Raw genomic sequence first — 17,328 nt, forward strand, 5'->3', positions numbered from 1 at the left:
GGCTGATTTTTTCGTCAGTGTTGTGTAATACAGGTTCTGCCAGAATGGTAAAAACAGCCATCTCCTTATATGGTTTTATCACCAGAACGGTAATCTGACTGCTTAAATATGAAACAATTGATTGATTTTATTCCTCTGATTGTCTTTTTTACAATCTATAAAATGGACCCGCGTGCAATGGAGTTTGCAGGGCAGAGCTTTGAACTGGGTGGACCATTCAGTGCAACACTTGCCTTGATGGTTGCTTCTGTCATTGTCTATGGCGGAATGTACCTCAAGTACCGTCACCTTGAAAAAAGCCAGATGATTACTCTGGGTGCCGTTATTCTTTTTGGTGGCATGACACTGGTTTTTCATGATGAAATGTTTCTGAAGTGGAAAGCCCCCATCGTTAACTGGATCTTTGCCGTCGCATTTCTGGGCAGTCAGTTTATCGGTAGCAAGACGCTGGTTCAGCGTATGATGGGTCATGTGATGACTCTGCCTGAAGCCATCTGGACACGGCTGAATATGAGCTGGGTCGTATTCTTTACCCTGCTTGGCGCAGCGAACCTGTTTGTTGCCTTCACGTTCCATGACATCTGGGTGGACTTTAAGGTCTTTGGCAGTTTGATTCTTACTTTTGGTTTTGTCATTCTGCAGTTTGTATTTTTGTCTAAATACATTAATACCGATGCCAGTGAAACGGATAGCGGAATGGAAAACGGTGTTAAAAAAAGCTCAGAGGAAAAATAAATGCTGTATGCAGTAATCAGTGAAGATGTTGATAACAGCCTGCCTTTACGCAAAGAGGTGCGGCCTGCCCATCTGGCACGTCTGGAACAGTTAAAAGAACAGGGACGTCTGGTGCTGGCAGGGCCTCTGCCAGCCATTGACAGCAATGATCCCGGTGAAGCCGGATTTACCGGCAGCCTGGTGGTTGCTGAATTTGATTCTCTTACAGCCGCCCGGGCCTGGGCAGATGCCGACCCCTATATGGAAGCAGGTGTCTACCGGAAAGTGGTGGTAAAACCGTTTAAGAAAGTACTGCCCTGAGGCAGTACGCAGATAATTGTATTAAGCGCATGAAGCTGATTGTAAAAACCATGATGTTTGCACTGGCTGCAGTATGGCTCTCGGGCACTGCTGCACAGGTGCAGGCAGCTGATAAGTATGTTACCGATGTCGTCTATGTTCCCCTGCGGGCAGGGCCGGGAAATAAGTACCGGATTCTGCATCAGGGTTTAAAAACCGGTGCCCGGATGACGGTACTGGAAGACAATGCCGGAGAGGGTTTTACCAAGGTTCGGATGTCCAATGGTACCGAAGGTTTTATTCGAACCCAGTACCTTATGGATTCGCAGCCAGCCCGTGACCGGTTGCCAAAAGAGCAGAAGAAAAGCCAGCAGCTGTCGGCACAGTTGAAACAACTTCAGGCTGAGCTGCAACAACAGGAAACTGAGTTGCAGTCTGCCAGAGACAACCTGAAAAATACGTCGGCCATGCTGGATGAGAAAACCACCGAGCTGGTGAGTTTGCGGGAAGCGACTGCTGAACCTTTGGCGCTTGACCGTCGTAACAAGCAGCTGATGGAAGAAAACCTGCGTTACAAAAACCGGGTTGAAGTGGTTGAGGCTGAAAATGCCCAGCTCGTCAGAAACAACAGTATTCGCTGGTATCTGTATGGTGGTGGCACCATCCTGATTGGTATTCTGTTAGGCCTGTTCCTGCCCATGGTGAAACTGCGCAAGAAGCCAGCATCTGACTGGGTATGACCCTTAAGGGGAGCAGCACAACGAAATATACCGTGTAGGTTTGGAGTCACCCGAACCTACAGCTCAAACGTATTTTCAACGATCGTTATGACCCAGGTCCCTGTCTGGGTCAATCAGGTCCCGCACCTTCTGTTTGATCTGTTTAGGTTGTGGAAAACCGCCGTCTTTTTTCCTTTCCCATATTTCCTCATTATTCAGCCTGATCTTAAACACCCCGCCGGTGCCGGGTTGCAAACGGACTTCCTGCAGATCCGTAGCAAAGGTACTCAGCAGTTCCTGAGCCAACCAGGCTGAACGAAGCAGCCACTGGCACTGGCTGCAATACTGAATTTCAATAACTGGTTTTGCTGGCATTCTTGTATTCCCTGAAATCGGTTCAGCCAGAACATAAAACGCGGTCAGGTAAACGTCAATGGTGTTGAAGTTGCAAATTGCAAGCTTCAGAAATTGCTATAAAATTCAGCGCGGTTTGAATGTTTGAGAATTAAGGTAGACCAATGACGGATATCGTCACTCCAGAGCTGGAACAGTACTGTCATGAAATGACCGGGCAGGAGTCAGCTGTATTGCAGGCTCTGGCGCAGGCCACCCGTGACCGGACCCGCTACCCGGATAATATGTCCGGTCGACTGGTCGGCCAGACACTGAAAATGCTGGCAGTGATCAGTAACGCCCGGCGGGTTTTGGAAATTGGCATGTTCACCGGTTATGCCGCGTTATCGATTGCCGAAGCACTGCCTGAGGACGGCGAAATCATGTGCTGCGAAAGTAACCCGAGAGCCATTGCTATTGCTGAGGAGTTTTTTGAGCAGGCGGGCTTATCGCACAAACTGAACGTTTTGTTTGGCATGGCACTGGAGACGATTCCCGCCATTGAGGGGGAGCTGGATATGGTGTTCATTGATGCCGACAAGAAAAAGTATCAGGACTATCTTGAAATGACGCTACCCATGGTGCGTCAGGGGGGGCTGATTATTATTGATGACGCTCTCTGGAAAGGAAAGGTTCTGGCTCCTCAGGATGAACGGGCGCAGGCCATTGCAGACCTGAACCAGCATATTTGTGAGCGCAGGGATGTGGAGAATGTGTTACTGCCTGTCCGGCATGGCCTGAATATTATTCGAAAACTATAACTATTCGAAAGCCATAACTAAGCGTTGTTCTCCAGTTAACCCCCTGCTGCTGAGTGGCGCTTTTGTCATTGCCCGGGACTTTAACTTTACGGACTGAATCCGATAAAGCTAATACACAGTAGGTTCCGGATGATTCTTTTGTGAGCAAGCCCATTTATTTCATGCTGCTGTCTGTTCTTGTTGTCAGTTTGCAGCTGTCTGCCCCCAGAGCAGCAGAAGCTTGCGACTGTCCTGGCGACAAGGTGATTTTCGGCCTTTACGAAACCGCCACGCTGGAAAATATTCAACAGCTTAAAATCTCAACATTAATTGATACCGGAGCGACCACCACTTCCCTTGATGCCCGCAATATAAAAATGTATGTCAACCGCAAGGGGCGTCGCTGGGTTTATTACGATTTTTATCATAAGCCGAGTGGAAAAACCGTGTCCATGCACCAGCCTGTCAGCAGGGTTGCGCGAGTCATTACCCACTCGGGTTCTCCAAAGGAACGGGCTGTTGTTCGAAATACCATCAGTATCGGATCTACCCGTCATTTACTGGAAACGTCATTAATCAATCGCGGCAATTTTCCCCAGCAGCTGTTGATTGGCAGGAACTACCTTAAAAAATCAGGGCTGGTCGATTCGGCAAGATCTTATCTGCAGAGCAGGAAGCAATAGCTATGAAAAACGTATGGTATAAAAAATCTGCCGTATTCATCGCGACCTTGCTATTGAGTCTGACCGTTTATGCCGGGCCGGTTATTCATCGTGCTGTAGAGCCAGCCCAGATGTTACTGGACATTACATTAAAAGAGAGCAACCTGACACTGTATCTGACCATTCCAGCCTCTGCGTCTCCTCTGCTGGTCTCAAATCATGAACATAAAGATATTGTTAGCTTATTAACTGAAGCTTCGGATCTCTGGCTCCCTGACGCAGATGCCGCGTGTACCCTGAGCAGCCATAGGGTATTTCATAGCGAACACGAAGCCACTGAAGAGATACGGGGTGACATTCAGGGTTTTTATGATTTCAACTGTTTGAACCCTCAGTCCCTGTATTCTATTCGTCCCAATGTTCTCAATACTTTGCCGGGTTTAAAGCAGTTGAATATCTGGCTGACCACAGATAACTGGCAAAACAAGCAATCTTTGATAATACCGGGCGATGGCAACATTGCGATAAAACCCGGTAGTTGATCAGGCAGGGAGCGACCATCTTGAAAAAACCAGTAAGCGACAACCTGGCTGTCAATATAAAAGACCTGAAACTGGCCTTTCATGGCTACAACAGTATTGATATACCTTCTCTGGAAATCCACAGTGGAGAAATCATTCTTCTGTTTGGAGAAAACGGTTCGGGGAAAACAACATTATTCAGGTTATTGTCTGGTTTATTGAGGCCGGATTCGGGAGAGCTTCAGGTTCTTGGTCATGATCTGAATACAATGAGTGATCGTGCAAAAGACCATTTTCGTGGTGACCATATTGGTTATGTCTTTCAAAACTCGAATCTTATGCCCTATTTAACCGCCCTTGAAAATATTCTGTTGCCCTGCGGTTTTTCTTCCCGCAAGCAGAAAATTGTCGACAGTGGCGAAATGACCCGAGAGTACGAAGCTTATCAACTCATGGCCAAGCTTAAAGTAGAAGACCCGGCACGTCTGCGCCATAAAACGTCTCAGCTCAGCAAGGGCCTGCGGCAACGCATTGCGGTTGCGCGCGCCCTGATTGGCAACCCCAGCCTGATACTGGCTGACGAACCAGCGTCAGCTATGGGCAGTTACAGTCAGCGTCTGGTTTATGAGCTGATGATCAACCATGCCAGAGAGACCAACGCCACCCTGATCTGCATCAGCCACAATAAAGAGATGGACCCTCTTTTTGACCGGCGACTGAATATGAAGGACATCAACATAAGTGCGGAGACTAATCCATTATGGTAATTCTGCAACTGGTTAAAAAAAGTCTCGGTCGCCGTAAGGTTAAAGCACTGGTATCCATGGCCGGACTGGCCTTGAGTCTTGCTCTGTTACTGATGCTGGTGCATGTTAAAAACAGTGTTTTTAACACTCTGGAGCGGGTAACAGGGCAGTCAGACCTTATTGTTGGTGCGCCTTCCCAGCCTGTACACCTTGCAATGTACGGATTATTCAGAATAGGTAACACGCCACCGGCTATCAATTTTAATGTGTATGACAATCTCCGGGAGCATCCGGAAGTCGCTGCTTCGATACCGCTCAGTATGATGGAAAGCCATAGAGGGTTTTCCGTGACGGGTACCACCAACGCCCTGTTTGATTCATTTGATCCGGCTGGTCCACTGACTTTTGCATCAGGCAGTGGTTTTACTCAGCCAGCCAGTGTTGTATTGGGGTATGAGGTGGCACAGCAGACCGGATATAACATTGGAGAAATGATTACCATCGCCAAGGGCGCAGAACCGACCATAGAGGACGAATATCAGGAACTGTTTACGATTACAGGAATATTGTCTTCTACTGGCACCGTACTGGACAACAGCTTTATTGCCTCTCTGAATGACCTGGCTTCAATCCGGGGACGCTTTAATAATGACCCGGACAAAGCAGACGACATTAACCTTATTCTGGTGCGGCTGCATAACCGTCAGGCTTTGCTGCCTTTGCAGAGTGAGATCGGACAACAGTTTTCAGAGCCGCTGGAAATAGTGATACCAGATCAGGAACTGGCCTTTATCCAGCGAATTAGTAACCGCTTTGGCAGTCTGATGATTAGTATTGTTATGCTGACGGCTGTGATGGCATTAATTACTGTGTTTTTCAGTGTCAGCAGTAATCTGTCTGAACGTCGCAGTGAGATAGATACCCTCAGAATGCTGGGAGCCCGCTCGTATCAGGTTATTGCTGTCGGGCTTCTCGAGCCAGTGTTGATTATTTTTCTGGCGACGGTGGTTGGCTTTCTACTGTTCCATATAGCGGCTTCTGGTGCTGAGTCACTGTTGCCGGAAGAGTGGAAGTTGTGGATGACTGATCGTCCGGTATCTTTTGGGGAAGTTAAATTTTTATTACTTATCCTTCTGACAGGATGCCTGATGGCCTTTGTTCAGGCATGGAAATCAGCAATCGAACCGGTTCGGCAGCCTTCGGAAAGGCGGTAACTAATACCAATCGACATCATAGGGGGGGCTGCAATGCAGTTCCCCCATGATTATCCCGTCGGATAGTAGCCTGCTGGTTATAAGCATGGTCAAAATCAATCTTGCCATCCTTCCTTAGATGATTCTGTCCTGATTACTTTTCCTATAGTCTCTCATTACTTATTACGCATTGACCAAATTAGAACAGGAATAAGAATGAATCTGGATGCGATCAACAGAGACCTGACTGCGCTATCACCTCAGGAGATCATTGCCTCGGCACTGGCTGATGCCAGAGCGCCCGTGCTGACCACCAACTTTGGTCCACATGAAGCCGCTATTCTGCACATGGTGACTCAGGTAAAACCTGAGATACCGGTGGTATGGATTGATTCGGGTTATGCTACCGGGGCCACCTATCGTTTTGCCAGACAGCTGATTGATCGACTGGGTCTGAATATCCGCATTTATCACCCTGAATACAGTCGTGCTTATCGCAGTGCTGTGATGGGAGGGGTTCCGGAAGTCGATACCCCCGAACACGATGAGTTTACCCGTCAGGTTAAGCTGGAGCCTTTTGCCAGGGCCATGGCGTCTGAAGCCCCGGATGTCTGGCTGACAGCCATTCGTAAAGATCAGACGGCTTTTCGGCAGGAACTGGAGGTGGCGTCGGAAACCCGGGACGGTTACCTGAGGATTGCCCCATTATTGAACTGGACAGAACTGGATGTTGAGGAGTATCTGGTTGAGCATGACCTGCCCATTGAAGAAGACTACTACGACCCCACCAAAGTAATGGGACACAGGGAGTGTGGTTTGCATACGTCGGTCAGTCGTCAGAATAAAGAGTGAGGATGTCTGACTTTCCCCTTCAGCGCGCCGTTGCTGCTTTTAATCACTCTGGGCCAGCGGCGTTTTTTATGGCAACTCTGTTCGCTTTCTTCTGTCACCACATAAAGGCGGGTCAAAGAACCGTCTGTTGCAATCAGCCCTTGAATAAACTGGTCTGGTTCCAGCATAAACCAGTGGCTTTTGCCTTCGGTGTCTTTTTCCATAAAGGCATCAACCACGATTTTTACCGGGCGTGGGCTGAATCGGTTCCAGGCTCCCTGCTGAATGGATTCCAGCCTTGCCCAGCCACCCTGAGGTGAACGACCGGACTGGTCTTCACGTCTGCCCCAGGGAACCAGCACGCTTTGCCCCTGTCGGGTCAGAACAGGTAATCTTGCCTTTGGATTGGGAAAGAAGGTTTTTACCGTCTGACCTTCATAATCAAACTGCACACCACCGCACATTTGACTGCTCCTTTCTCCTGGTGAGCCACTTCAGTGCTTGCTGCCTCCACGACAATCCGGTGTGTCTGGTGCCTGCTGCTGGCGTGACATCCATTCTTCTGGTGTGTAAGTGTGCAAAGCCAGGGCATGAATGCTGTTCTGCATTTCGTCGGTTAGCAGGCAGTAAACCATCTGGTGTCGTTTGACCGGCATTTTCTGGCAGAACTCACTGCTGACCAGAATGGCTTTGAAATGGGACTCCGAGCCCGGTGGCGTGTTGTGCAGATGACTCTCGTTAATCACTTCAATATGTTCCAGCGATAAAGACGACGATAGCTTGTCTTGAATGTGTTCGAGCATGCTCATACTTCATGTCCTATGCGGAGTAAAAACAGGTTATCAGGAATAAGGCAGAAGCAGAATGTCCATCTGAACCTGTTGTGTGTATTGTTTTATGAAATCCTGATAGCCGGAAATTATCAAGCGGCTGTCGGATAATTCTGAGGATGACCCGGATTTTTCCAGTATTGTCTCAGCCAGTATTGTTTCAGCCAGTATTGTCTCAAGCTGTTTCTTTCCCTGTAAACCACAACAAATCCGGACAGTAAAGTCAGGCTGTTGCTGCGCAAGTCTGCTCATCAGTGTCATACCATAAAGATTGTCTTCATGGTCTACCTGAAGGATCAGATGTACAGTCTTTGTGGTGGTTGCAGACGAAGCGTAGAGTCTGCGCAACAGGGGCAGAATGGGAGCAAGGCAGCCGTCCTGTACGACAATCAGGTTGTTTGATGACAAATTTTGATGAATTTTTGTTCCCCGTACATCACTGATACTGATTTTTTGACCAATTTGTGTACAATCATGAGCCCACTGGCTGAACTGACCATTGACTCTGCGCTGGATGTGGACGGTTAACTGTTTGTCCTCTTCTGCCAGCGAGGCAAGATAACAGGGACGCGCCAGTTCTTTGCTGTTGTTTGAACGGACTGAAAGCTGACTGGCTGAAGGTGGGGAATCCGTCGTCCACAGCGTAATCAGTTGCCCCGGCTCATAGTTAACAGGGTGTCGCGGTGCAATATCCAGGGCAACAAGCGTGGAAGTCAGTCTGGTTTTACCAGTGATAATGCCGGGAACTATATCTCTTCTTGCCAGAGATATTTCCATATCCTGTTCGGGCCTGCACAGGCAGGCCAGAAAGTAACCTTGCTGGATTTTATCGATGCTCAGTGATTGCTGGCTGCAGGCTGGAACATTTCCCTTTTCGACCTTCATCAGACAGGAATGACAGTAGCCTGACCGGCATGAATGGGGGACAGGCAGTCTGTGTGACAGCAATGTTTCCAGTAACGGCCTCTGTGAACTGGCTTGATAGGTGTGGCCTGCAAATGTAATTAAAGGCATGTTGTTTAAAATATGGCCCGTACGTATAAAAAATCTACACAGTTAGGTTATTTTACGGATAAATTAAGGGTTGGTCGAAAATATATTGTTATTGGTCAATGTTTTGGCCGGAAAATTGTTGATATTATGCGCTCAAAATTAGCGGTTAGTACATTGTTTAGTCGGTTTTGATTCGACAGACGGTGCTTTTTTGCCTTTTTTAAGGTGATAGCCGTAATTTTTTTGGAGAGATTACTGTTTCTTAAGAGTTGCTTGATGTTTTGCCGAAGCATCAAGAGGACGATCATAGGAGCTGGGGAGCTTTAATGACTGTTATTCGCGAAGAAGATTTGATTGAGAGCGTTGCTGATGCCCTGCAATTTATCTCCTATTATCATCCGATTGATTTTGTTCAGGCCGTGCATGAAGCATGGAAGAAGGAATCTTCCAAAGCGGCGAAAGACGCCATGGCGCAGATTCTGATTAATTCCAGAATGTGTGCTATGGGTAAGCGTCCCATCTGTCAGGATACCGGTATCGTGACCATATTCCTGAAAGTAGGTATGAACGTTCGTTTTGATACCGACAAGCCTCTGGACGATCTGGTAAACGAAGGCGTTCGCCGGGCTTACACTCATCCAGACAATGTTCTGCGCGCCTCTGTGCTGGAAGACCCTGCCGGAGCCCGTAAAAACACCAAAGATAACACTCCGGCAGTTATTCATATTGATCTGGTACCCGGCGACAAAGTGGACGTTCAGGTGGCTGCCAAAGGTGGTGGCTCTGAGAACAAGTCCAAGCTGGCTATGCTGAATCCTTCTGACGATATTGTTGAATGGATCAAGAAGACGGTTCCAACCATGGGGGCGGGCTGGTGTCCTCCTGGTATGCTGGGTATCGGCATTGGTGGTACTGCTGAGAAAGCCATGGTCATGGCCAAAGAGTCCCTGATGGATCCGGTGGATATTCACGAACTGCGTGAACGGGGCCCGCAAAACCGGGTTGAAGAACTGCGTCTGGAAATCATGGATGCTGTTAACAATCTGGGTATTGGCGCTCAGGGGCTGGGTGGCCTGACTACGGTTCTGGATATCAAGATTAAAGACTACCCGACTCATGCCGCGTCCTTGCCGGTAGCGATGATTCCAAACTGCGCGGCAACCCGCCACGCGCACTTTACTCTGGACGGTAATGGTCCGGTATTGCAGACGCCACCAAGCCTGGATGAGTATCCGGAAGTGGAGCTGGATATGAGCGAAGGTGTGCTGAAGGTGGATATTGACAATATTACCAAAGACGACATCAAGAGCTGGAAGCCGGGCGATACGATTCTGCTGTCGGGTAAAATCCTCACTGGTCGCGATGCTGCACACAAGCGCATGATTGAGATGATGGAACGTGGGGAAGAACTGCCGGTTGACCTGAACGGCCGCTTTATTTACTACGTGGGTCCGGTTGACCCGGTTCGTGATGAAGTGGTTGGCCCTGCAGGCCCGACCACGTCTACACGAATGGACAAATTTACCCGCACCTTGCTGGAAAAAGGTGGTCTGGCCGGTACTATTGGTAAAGCAGAACGTGGTGCTGCAACGATTGAAGCCATCAGAGACAACGAGTCTGTTTACCTGATTGCTGTGGGCGGTGCTGCTTACCTGGTTTCCCAGGCTGTGAAAAAAGCCGAAGTTCTGGCATTCCCTGAACTGGGTATGGAAGCGATCTACGAGTTTGAAGTGAAAGATATGCCGGTCACTGTGGCGGTTGATCACACCGGAGACTCGGTTCACACCACTGGTCCTCAAATCTGGAAACAAAAAATTGAGGAGCAGATTCTGGAAGTAAGATAAGCTTCCACGGCAATGTGTAATATGTGTTTGAGGGCAGCTGAATCAGCTGCCTTTTTTTTTGTTATTAATGACTGACCCGGTTGCCAGGTACAAGTGCTGACGGATGTTACTGAAACAGGTCGGGGCTGCAGATCGACAGTTTAACCTCGTCTGGCAGAGCGTTTACCTGTAGCTGACAGTAAGGGGCAAATGATGTGTTTTCTTTCGTTGTCTTATGCAGCCCCAGACAAGTACAGAGTGGTGTTTGTATCTCATTATCCAAACTCAGGGAATACTGTTCCGGGGTTAGCCCGAGAACATTGGTGACAGTCTGCTGGCTTGTGTACCATTCGCTAACGGGCTTGTTTTTCCAGGCTCGACGAGAGACCTCTGCCGGGTCAAAATAGTTCAGCAGCTCAGTCACCTTCTGATCCTTCATACGCCCTGCCCAGCCGAGAGGCGGGATTTGCAGATCGGTTTTAACTAATGAACAGCCATGGGGAATGATGGGGTCAACACTGGCTCCGTACAATAACAGCAGTCGGGATATTGTTGCTTCAGTCTGGTCTTTCTCTAAGCGCAGTGCGTCAGCCAGAAGCCCACAGGATGGCATAGGGGTCAGTGGTTCCCGCCAGTTTTGGGGCAGGGCGTGTTTCATCTGCGCATACTGATTACGTGAAATGAATGCATTAGGGTTAGCGCCTGAGCTGAGATACTGTTCAACCCAATACGTTTTTCCACTGTGAACGGCACTGTAAAGCCAGAGATCTATAGTCTGATTCTGAAGTGGCAAAATCATAAAATCATAGTGGCCATAGAGCGATAAAAGCGCGTTATAAGTTTGGGAGCGAGCGTTGTTAATGGCGTCAATGGGTGACTGGCACAGGTAAGCCAGATGTTCCGGCAGATTACATGGTGAATCGGCGACTGCGGGTTTCATACCCATGGTCAGCGTGTACATAAACAGTGCAGGGTCGTTCCGCTGAACCAGCCAGGTCTGGATATAGTCTTTTTCTGGCGAGTGATCGTACTTCAGATAGTGTTTCAGTTGGGCAAAACTCTGCAATTGCTGTAAATGCTGGCTGGTAGGTGAGTGCCAGTCAGCCCTGCGGTTCAGCTTTGTGAATTGATTATTCAGTGACTCTGGCTGTCTGGCATTGACTGCCGGCAGCCAGCGATTTTTGTGCATGAGATGAGCAGCCTGTTTTGGGTATTTTTGCACCAGAAAATTCCTTAGCTCCGGATAATCTTCCATATCATCTCGAAGCAGGTACTCAGGTTTTACCCATTCAGTGTCGTGGGCATTGATGCGCTGGTAAGTGGTATCCAGGGGTTCGGTCAGTATTTCCAGTTTTTGTCGTGTACTGAGCCGTTGGTGGCTGCTGCCCTGGCAATTTTTCAGGGCAAAGCTGCTGAGGTAGCGCTGTTCCCGTTCCGGATAGGCAGAGAGGGTAATGTTTTCAGGTGCCATTAACTGTGTGCAACGGGCATTAAGCAGGTCGAAGTAAGCACTACAGACTTCTGGTTCATCACTGCTCAGAGGCATTCTGCACAGACTGTTGAACACCGCATGCTTCTCTTCATCGGGTGTGAAGGCCATGGCGACATCAAAACTGGTCATGCCTTCATTATTACGCTGCATCGGGTCAATAAAATAAGGTGCCAGAGCATCCAGACTATCGGTTTGATGATTCTTGATGGCGTAGTGCAGCACACTATCGCCTTCGAAACTGAGCGTTGAAAAATCACTGCCCAGTATATCCAGCCATTCCATAGCCAGAGGCGTCAGAAGAGTATGACCAGCATAATGCAGTGGGGTGAAGCAGTCATAATCTTTGTGACAGTTGACGAGGCTGTGTACTTTGTTGAGATCGTGCCTGATGACCCTCTGGTCATTGAACATATCAATCATTTCGGAAACATGATCCCGCAGCGTGCCGTGTGAAAACATCCGGTTCCAGAACCATTTTAAAGCGCCTTCTGGAGAGGATATATCGTCCTGAATCGCGTCTATCCGGGCTCGAAAATTGGGATGAATTCTGGCCGCTTTCATCATTTTATCTCCACCGGCCCTGACGTAGCCTGCCAGTAACAGCCATAAATCCCTGTCACGACTGAGATTGCCGTGGGAGACCATTTTGTGAAAAATATTAAAGCCCTTTGCCGGGTAGACAAAGGGGTCTGCAGCGTGGGTGATCAGTAGTAGTGGGATCAGGGAATAAGCAGAATTATGCTGGCAATTCTGTACCGACTGTATCAGTGGTGTTTCACCATTAACGTTCAGGGCGTTGACATTCGCACCGTGGGTGAGCAGTACCTGCATCGCTCCTGCCGCCTCGCGGCTGACAGGCTCACTGGCACAGGAGTCAGGATGGCTGACGAGATAATGCAGGGCGGTTTGTTGACTCTGTTCTGGCCCTATCCATTTATCAGGGCTGGCACCGGCTTCAGTCAGCGTGTTCAGGGCTTTGAAATGTTTATAAGTAATCGCAAGATAGGCTGGGTCAAGCTCCTGAGTACCACAACCATCAGGGTTGGCTCCATATTCTAATAACAGATCCACAATTTCTTGCTTATTGTGCATGACTGCCATGTCCAGCAGACCCACCTGTGCTATGTAGGTCTGACCGAGAATGCTAAATTGATCTTCAAATACTGCATTCACAGGCAGACCTTGTTTGATGACCTCTATGACTTCGTCCAGCATGCCCTGTCGGAGGTATCGAGCGGCATTCCAGAGGTTTTTTGCGGTGTCTCTGTCCGGGACCTGGCAGTGGGACTTGGCAGGCCGGTATAACACCGGGTTAGCAACAGGCAAGCTATCTCCATACAAGCTATCTCCATAGATAACGCTGGTGCCAGTAAAGCACCACAGCATAAGGCACAGATATAAAGCCCGGAATCCTGATGGTTTTAACCTCATAAGAATTGCAAATAAAACACTGTAAACCATGGCTTAGTCCCTACCTTGTTCTTTTTAGCTCTATGAGGTTTTCAATCAGCAAAAGATAGTTGATATCAATAAAACTGCCTGAAAAATTCATAAATAGTTACCAGCCTTAAAGGCAAGGTTCAGGAGGCTGATTAAAGGAGGTTAATTCATAGCGGCTGACTAAAATGAGCCTGCGAACAGGCTCAGGGGTAGCAGTAAGAAAGCCCGCAGGCAGTGTATGTAAGGAGATTAAATGAATGTATGACTTCTTCAAGGCTCATTCGGAAAATGCCTGTTCGGTCCTGGGATGTCTCTGAATTGCTGGGCACTCTAATAAAGTGAACGGCGTGGGTGCCTCTTTTTTCATCAATAGCAGATTGAAAAACTGACTTTAAATTACTGGTAAAATTTGAAGCCGGACTTGCCATCCACCTTGCCTGTTCCTCTGTGAACAGAAATGATTTTCTTAGGTGTTTGGGAATATCATGAAATAGATATTCGTAAACAAACAGGGGTTTCCCCGAAGTATTTGTCCGGTGAGGCATTATCGAATAGGATCGTTGAATGATGTCTGAATGTCCATGGGGGTTTCTTAGCAAGACCTGCTGCTGAGCCTCGTCATAACCAATGATGCTGTAGGCATGACGAGGAATTACTTCGTTCATCAGACCTGTACTAAAATGGCTATACCTTGGCTCCATACCCAGAAACGCAATCCGGTCTTCATTGATAATCTTTTTTAGCTGCTGTGCCAGATGATCTTCTGTTTGTGTTTGAATATTATCTACTTCAGTTGAAGCTCCCGTCAGTACAGCGAATGCAAGGTCGGGGTCGACAGAGTGCAGTTTGGCAAACTTTCCATATTTTATTTGTGCTAACTGATCATCTCCATATTTAAATTTTCGGTTTTTTGGAAGAACGGCGAAAGCACTTTCTAAGGCTCCTGGCCACAAGCCTATGCCTCTGGATTTTGCCAGTTTTTTATTGGTCACAATGTCATACGCCTGGATATAGAAGCTCTGCTCAGGAACTCCCGGGAAAGCAACATAGACACCGTCTAAATCGCCGCCCTGAAAATACTGGAGAATAAGCCTTTTGCCTGTTTCTGAGTTGGCAATACTGGCAAGAGTGGCTATTAAAACGCAATCGGGGTAGTTATTTTGAAGGAGATTATCCGGTGTAATACTGGTCAACCCATAAGGAAACATCGCAAAGTAAATTTCTGCATAGGCTGATCGATCTGGATGATCGAGCCAATTAATCCAGAATCGCCTGTCTTTTTCATGGTTGTAGAGCAGTTGCTGCCCTGAAAAATTAGCCTGAATCAGGCTGTTCTGACTGAGTCGGGCTGTTCCGGTAGTTTGAAGTGTGTCGAAATTAACCAGATAAAGCCGGATAGCCTGATACTGCGACTTGGTCAGGTGGGGCGCGTGAAAGGCCTCTATCAGCTCTTCATAGGAGAGCTGGTTATCGCCATCGGTATCAAAGCGTGATTCAATCGCCTCGTAGTGACGATAAGCCGTCGCAAAATCGGGTCTGAAGTCTGGCTGTTCTGCCAGCAGGTGGTTCGATGCAAGGGTTAAAAGTACAAAAATGGCTCTAATAATCGGTTTCATTGGCTTACTTCCCTGTTCTGTCCAATAGAATTTAAGACATTCTTGTCTGTGAAAAGTTCAGGGAGGCAATATAGATGTGGTTTTGATCAGGAGGCTCTTGCTGGTCAGGAGCTGCCCGACTGAGGCGTTCCTGATCGTTACGTTGCTGCACTAGTTTTGATTCATATCGTTCGCATCAGTCATTTCAATAAACACCCATGAATCAGTAATATTGAAGTCCGCATCGTTTTCTTCGAGAAGTTCCCAGTGACCGAGTTGCCCCTGGACAAAGCGTGAAGGAAGTGTGTAGGGATCGTAATATTGTCGGCCTCTCCCCGATATTTCCCGGCTAAAAAGACAATGGATATTCCGGTAATGGGGAAATCTGAACCGCACCTCTGTCAACAACCTCTTCAGGTGTACTTTATTTGTTGGCACGAGAATATCGTACACGTTTGCTGTGCGCGTTTCTCCAGTTTTTAATCTCTCAATCCTGTCAGCCTCAATGATTGATTTGTATATTTTAGTCGGCACTTTACTCATGTTTTCTATCGTGCCAAGGCCCTCGACAGCCTCTCTGGGACTCAGAGTATAGTTGAAACATATCTGACTCTCAGAGAGCACTTCACAGGCTTCGAACGATCCCTGCATTAAAGGGATCGGGCTTGCTATGTAGGGCATCATAGCCGTCCCATGAACACAATAGAACAACACACGAAGCTGCGAAGGTACACTAAACAGCTGATTTTGGAAAGAACGCCCTGAAAGCTCTCCTTTTGAGCAATCAATAATCAGGTTCTGGACCTTGGCTTTTCCGAAAGATCGGCCAGTAAACAAAAAAAAGCGATTTTCTCTAAAGTAAGATCGCGCTTCCGTACCGGTGTAAGGCAAACTATGCCCTCCTCTTACTACCTGTCATCTAATACCTACGCAGCTGTAATTCAGGAGGGCTGGTTGCTGAATGTCAGCCCCGGTAGTAACGTTGTTCAATGAATGGCATCTTGCTGACTGTCATGGGCAGAGCCTTGCCTCTGACAGAAGCGAAGACTTCAGTATTGATGGCAGCATAGTCTTTTGCAAGATAAGCCATGGCAACAGGGCGGCCAACCGTTGGGCCAAAAGTGCCGGACGTTACTCTGCCAATGGTTTCTCCTTCAGCGTTCATTAAAATGGTTCCTTCTCTGACGGGCGCACGACTACTGCCTGACAATCCGACCCGCCTGTTCTGAAACGCTTTAGTGGCTATCTGCCGGAGGACGATGTCTGCACCGGGAAAACCACCCGCTCTGGCACCACCGGTACGACGAACTGTGCTGATGGCCCAGGTGAGGCTGGCTTCAACCGGAGTCGTTGACGGGGTGATGTCATGCCCATAAAGGCATAATCCGGATTCCAGGCGCAGCGAATCCCGGGCTCCGAGCCCAATCAGCTCAACTTCGGGTTGCTCCAGAAGTAAACGACCTATTTTTTCTGATTCGCACGCCGGGACTGACAGTTCATAACCATCTTCACCGGTATACCCCGAACGACTGACAAAGCATTCAATACCCTCTATGGCAACCCGGCGGGAATCCATAAAGATCATACTTCTCACTTCCGGTGCAAAACGCCCAAGAACTTCAGCCGCTTCTGGTCCCTGCAGTGCCAGCAAGGCCCGGTTATCCAGACGTTCAAGCTGAATATCGCCACTCAGGTGGGATTGCAGATGGTCAATATCCTGTTCTTTACAGGCAGCGTTCACGACAAGGTAAAGGCAGTCATCAGCGAAACGGCTGACCATCAGGTCGTCCATGATGCCGCCCTGTTCATTGGTAAACAGGGCGTAGCGTTGGCGACCCGCAGGCAGATCAATGATATCGACAGGCACCAGGGATTCCAGCCACTCACCGGCTTTCTCACCCTTCAGAAGCAGCTGCCCCATGTGGGAGACATCAAACAGGCCAGCCTGCTTTCTGGTATGCAGATGTTCGGCTTTTACCCCCAGGGGGTACTGTACAGGCATATCGTAGCCTGCAAAGGGAACCATTCGGGCTCCCTGTTCAAGATGTAAAGTGTGCAATGGTGTCTGTTGCAGGTCTGGACTGGCAGGCGTTGCTGCGGTCATGAAGCCCCCTGATTATAATAATGATGCCAGCGTTTCTGGCGTTTTTGTTACTGCATTTTGCCCCCCAATTGTAGGTCTGCAATAGCAAAAGTAAACCGTTAGCCTGACACTCCCTCTTGTACGCACAAACGGTACATACAGTTTTTTGACTGATATCAACACATTCCCCCACGCCCTGAACTAGCATGCTGAACTCTCCTGCCCGACGCCCACCATGGACGTGAGCATAATT

General features: G+C 48.4%; 18 protein-coding genes. 10 read left to right on the forward strand and 8 right to left on the reverse strand.

Annotation, left to right across the window (positions count from 1 at the left end; all coding sequences use genetic code 11):
• Positions 1-108 precede the first annotated feature (108 nt).
• The 3 genes from ispZ to NX722_RS04245 are packed head-to-tail and all read left to right on the forward strand — an operon-like array spanning position 109 to position 1,754.
• Positions 109-735, forward strand: a complete 627-nt coding sequence (ispZ, locus tag NX722_RS04235; protein WP_262566859.1) for a septation protein IspZ — start codon at positions 109-111, stop codon at positions 733-735.
• Positions 736-1,035, forward strand: coding sequence for a YciI family protein (locus tag NX722_RS04240; protein ID WP_262566860.1), 300 nt, complete (start codon positions 736-738; stop codon positions 1,033-1,035). It begins immediately after the preceding gene.
• Positions 1,036-1,064: 29 nt separating this feature from the next.
• Positions 1,065-1,754 (forward strand): TIGR04211 family SH3 domain-containing protein, encoded by a 690-nt coding sequence (locus NX722_RS04245; protein WP_262566861.1) that lies wholly within the window; start codon positions 1,065-1,067, stop codon positions 1,752-1,754.
• A 75-nt stretch (positions 1,755-1,829) separates the two neighbouring features.
• Here the strand turns inward: NX722_RS04245 and NX722_RS04250 are convergent, their stop codons facing one another.
• Positions 1,830-2,108: a SelT/SelW/SelH family protein gene (locus tag NX722_RS04250; protein ID WP_262566862.1), complete on the reverse strand. Its 279-nt coding sequence runs from the start codon at positions 2,106-2,108 to the stop codon at positions 1,830-1,832.
• Between the two features lie 143 nt (positions 2,109-2,251).
• On the opposite strand from NX722_RS04250, the gene NX722_RS04255 reads away from it, so the two are divergent.
• From NX722_RS04255 to NX722_RS04280, 6 genes are all read left to right on the forward strand, one after another.
• Positions 2,252-2,887: an O-methyltransferase gene (locus NX722_RS04255; RefSeq protein WP_262566863.1), complete on the forward strand. Its 636-nt coding sequence runs from the start codon at positions 2,252-2,254 to the stop codon at positions 2,885-2,887.
• A 140-nt stretch (positions 2,888-3,027) separates the two neighbouring features.
• Positions 3,028-3,549 carry an ATP-dependent zinc protease family protein gene (locus NX722_RS04260; RefSeq protein ID WP_262566864.1) on the forward strand — a complete coding sequence of 174 codons (522 nt, stop codon included), beginning with the start codon at positions 3,028-3,030 and terminating at the stop codon, positions 3,547-3,549.
• A gap of 2 nt (positions 3,550-3,551) precedes the next feature.
• Positions 3,552-4,070 carry a ZrgA family zinc uptake protein gene (locus NX722_RS04265; protein WP_262566865.1) on the forward strand — a complete coding sequence of 173 codons (519 nt, stop codon included), beginning with the start codon at positions 3,552-3,554 and terminating at the stop codon, positions 4,068-4,070.
• Positions 4,071-4,090: 20 nt separating this feature from the next.
• Complete coding sequence (locus NX722_RS04270) at positions 4,091-4,816, forward strand: ABC transporter ATP-binding protein (RefSeq protein WP_262566866.1); 726 nt, start codon at positions 4,091-4,093, stop codon at positions 4,814-4,816.
• The gene (locus NX722_RS04275; protein WP_262566867.1) at positions 4,810-6,009 is read left to right on the forward strand and encodes an ABC transporter permease; all 1,200 of its coding nucleotides are present in this window, start codon (positions 4,810-4,812) and stop codon (positions 6,007-6,009) included. Before NX722_RS04270 ends, NX722_RS04275 begins: the two co-directional genes overlap by 7 nt.
• Before the next feature lie 195 nt (positions 6,010-6,204).
• On the forward strand, positions 6,205-6,840 hold the full coding sequence (locus NX722_RS04280; RefSeq protein ID WP_262566868.1) for a phosphoadenosine phosphosulfate reductase domain-containing protein: 636 nt from the start codon (positions 6,205-6,207) through the stop codon (positions 6,838-6,840).
• On the opposite strand, the gene NX722_RS04285 is transcribed toward NX722_RS04280, so the two are convergent.
• Genes NX722_RS04285 through NX722_RS04295 form a run of 3 tightly spaced genes read right to left on the reverse strand, consistent with a single transcriptional unit; the run spans position 6,825 to position 8,663 of the window.
• Positions 6,825-7,283, reverse strand: a complete 459-nt coding sequence (locus NX722_RS04285) for a hypothetical protein (RefSeq protein ID WP_262566869.1) — start codon at positions 7,281-7,283, stop codon at positions 6,825-6,827. The genes NX722_RS04280 and NX722_RS04285 overlap by 16 nt on opposite strands.
• 30 nt (positions 7,284-7,313) lie before the next feature.
• Positions 7,314-7,622: a BolA family protein gene (locus NX722_RS04290; RefSeq protein ID WP_322740911.1), complete on the reverse strand. Its 309-nt coding sequence runs from the start codon at positions 7,620-7,622 to the stop codon at positions 7,314-7,316.
• A 39-nt stretch (positions 7,623-7,661) separates the two neighbouring features.
• Positions 7,662-8,663 carry a 2Fe-2S iron-sulfur cluster-binding protein gene (locus tag NX722_RS04295; RefSeq protein WP_262566871.1) on the reverse strand — a complete coding sequence of 334 codons (1,002 nt, stop codon included), beginning with the start codon at positions 8,661-8,663 and terminating at the stop codon, positions 7,662-7,664.
• Between the two features lie 305 nt (positions 8,664-8,968).
• On the opposite strand from NX722_RS04295, the gene NX722_RS04300 reads away from it, so the two are divergent.
• Positions 8,969-10,486, forward strand: coding sequence for a fumarate hydratase (locus tag NX722_RS04300; RefSeq protein WP_262566872.1), 1,518 nt, complete (start codon positions 8,969-8,971; stop codon positions 10,484-10,486).
• Between the two features lie 106 nt (positions 10,487-10,592).
• Here the strand turns inward: NX722_RS04300 and NX722_RS04305 are convergent, their stop codons facing one another.
• From NX722_RS04305 to gcvT, 4 genes are all read right to left on the reverse strand, one after another.
• Positions 10,593-13,283 (reverse strand): hypothetical protein, encoded by a 2,691-nt coding sequence (locus NX722_RS04305; RefSeq protein ID WP_265442331.1) that lies wholly within the window; start codon positions 13,281-13,283, stop codon positions 10,593-10,595.
• Between the two features lie 317 nt (positions 13,284-13,600).
• A complete protein-coding gene (locus NX722_RS04310; RefSeq protein ID WP_262566874.1) occupies positions 13,601-15,013 on the reverse strand; it encodes a C2 family cysteine protease in 1,413 nt (470 codons plus the stop codon).
• Positions 15,014-15,163: 150 nt separating this feature from the next.
• Positions 15,164-15,883, reverse strand: coding sequence for a putative adhesin (locus NX722_RS04315; RefSeq protein WP_262566875.1), 720 nt, complete (start codon positions 15,881-15,883; stop codon positions 15,164-15,166).
• 73 nt (positions 15,884-15,956) lie between these two features.
• Positions 15,957-17,096: a glycine cleavage system aminomethyltransferase GcvT gene (gene gcvT, locus NX722_RS04320; protein ID WP_262566876.1), complete on the reverse strand. Its 1,140-nt coding sequence runs from the start codon at positions 17,094-17,096 to the stop codon at positions 15,957-15,959.
• Positions 17,097-17,328: the final 232 nt, after the last annotated feature.

The sequence above is a fragment of the Endozoicomonas gorgoniicola genome, assembly GCF_025562715.2.
Classification (GTDB): Bacteria; Pseudomonadota; Gammaproteobacteria; order Pseudomonadales; family Endozoicomonadaceae; genus Endozoicomonas_A; species Endozoicomonas_A gorgoniicola.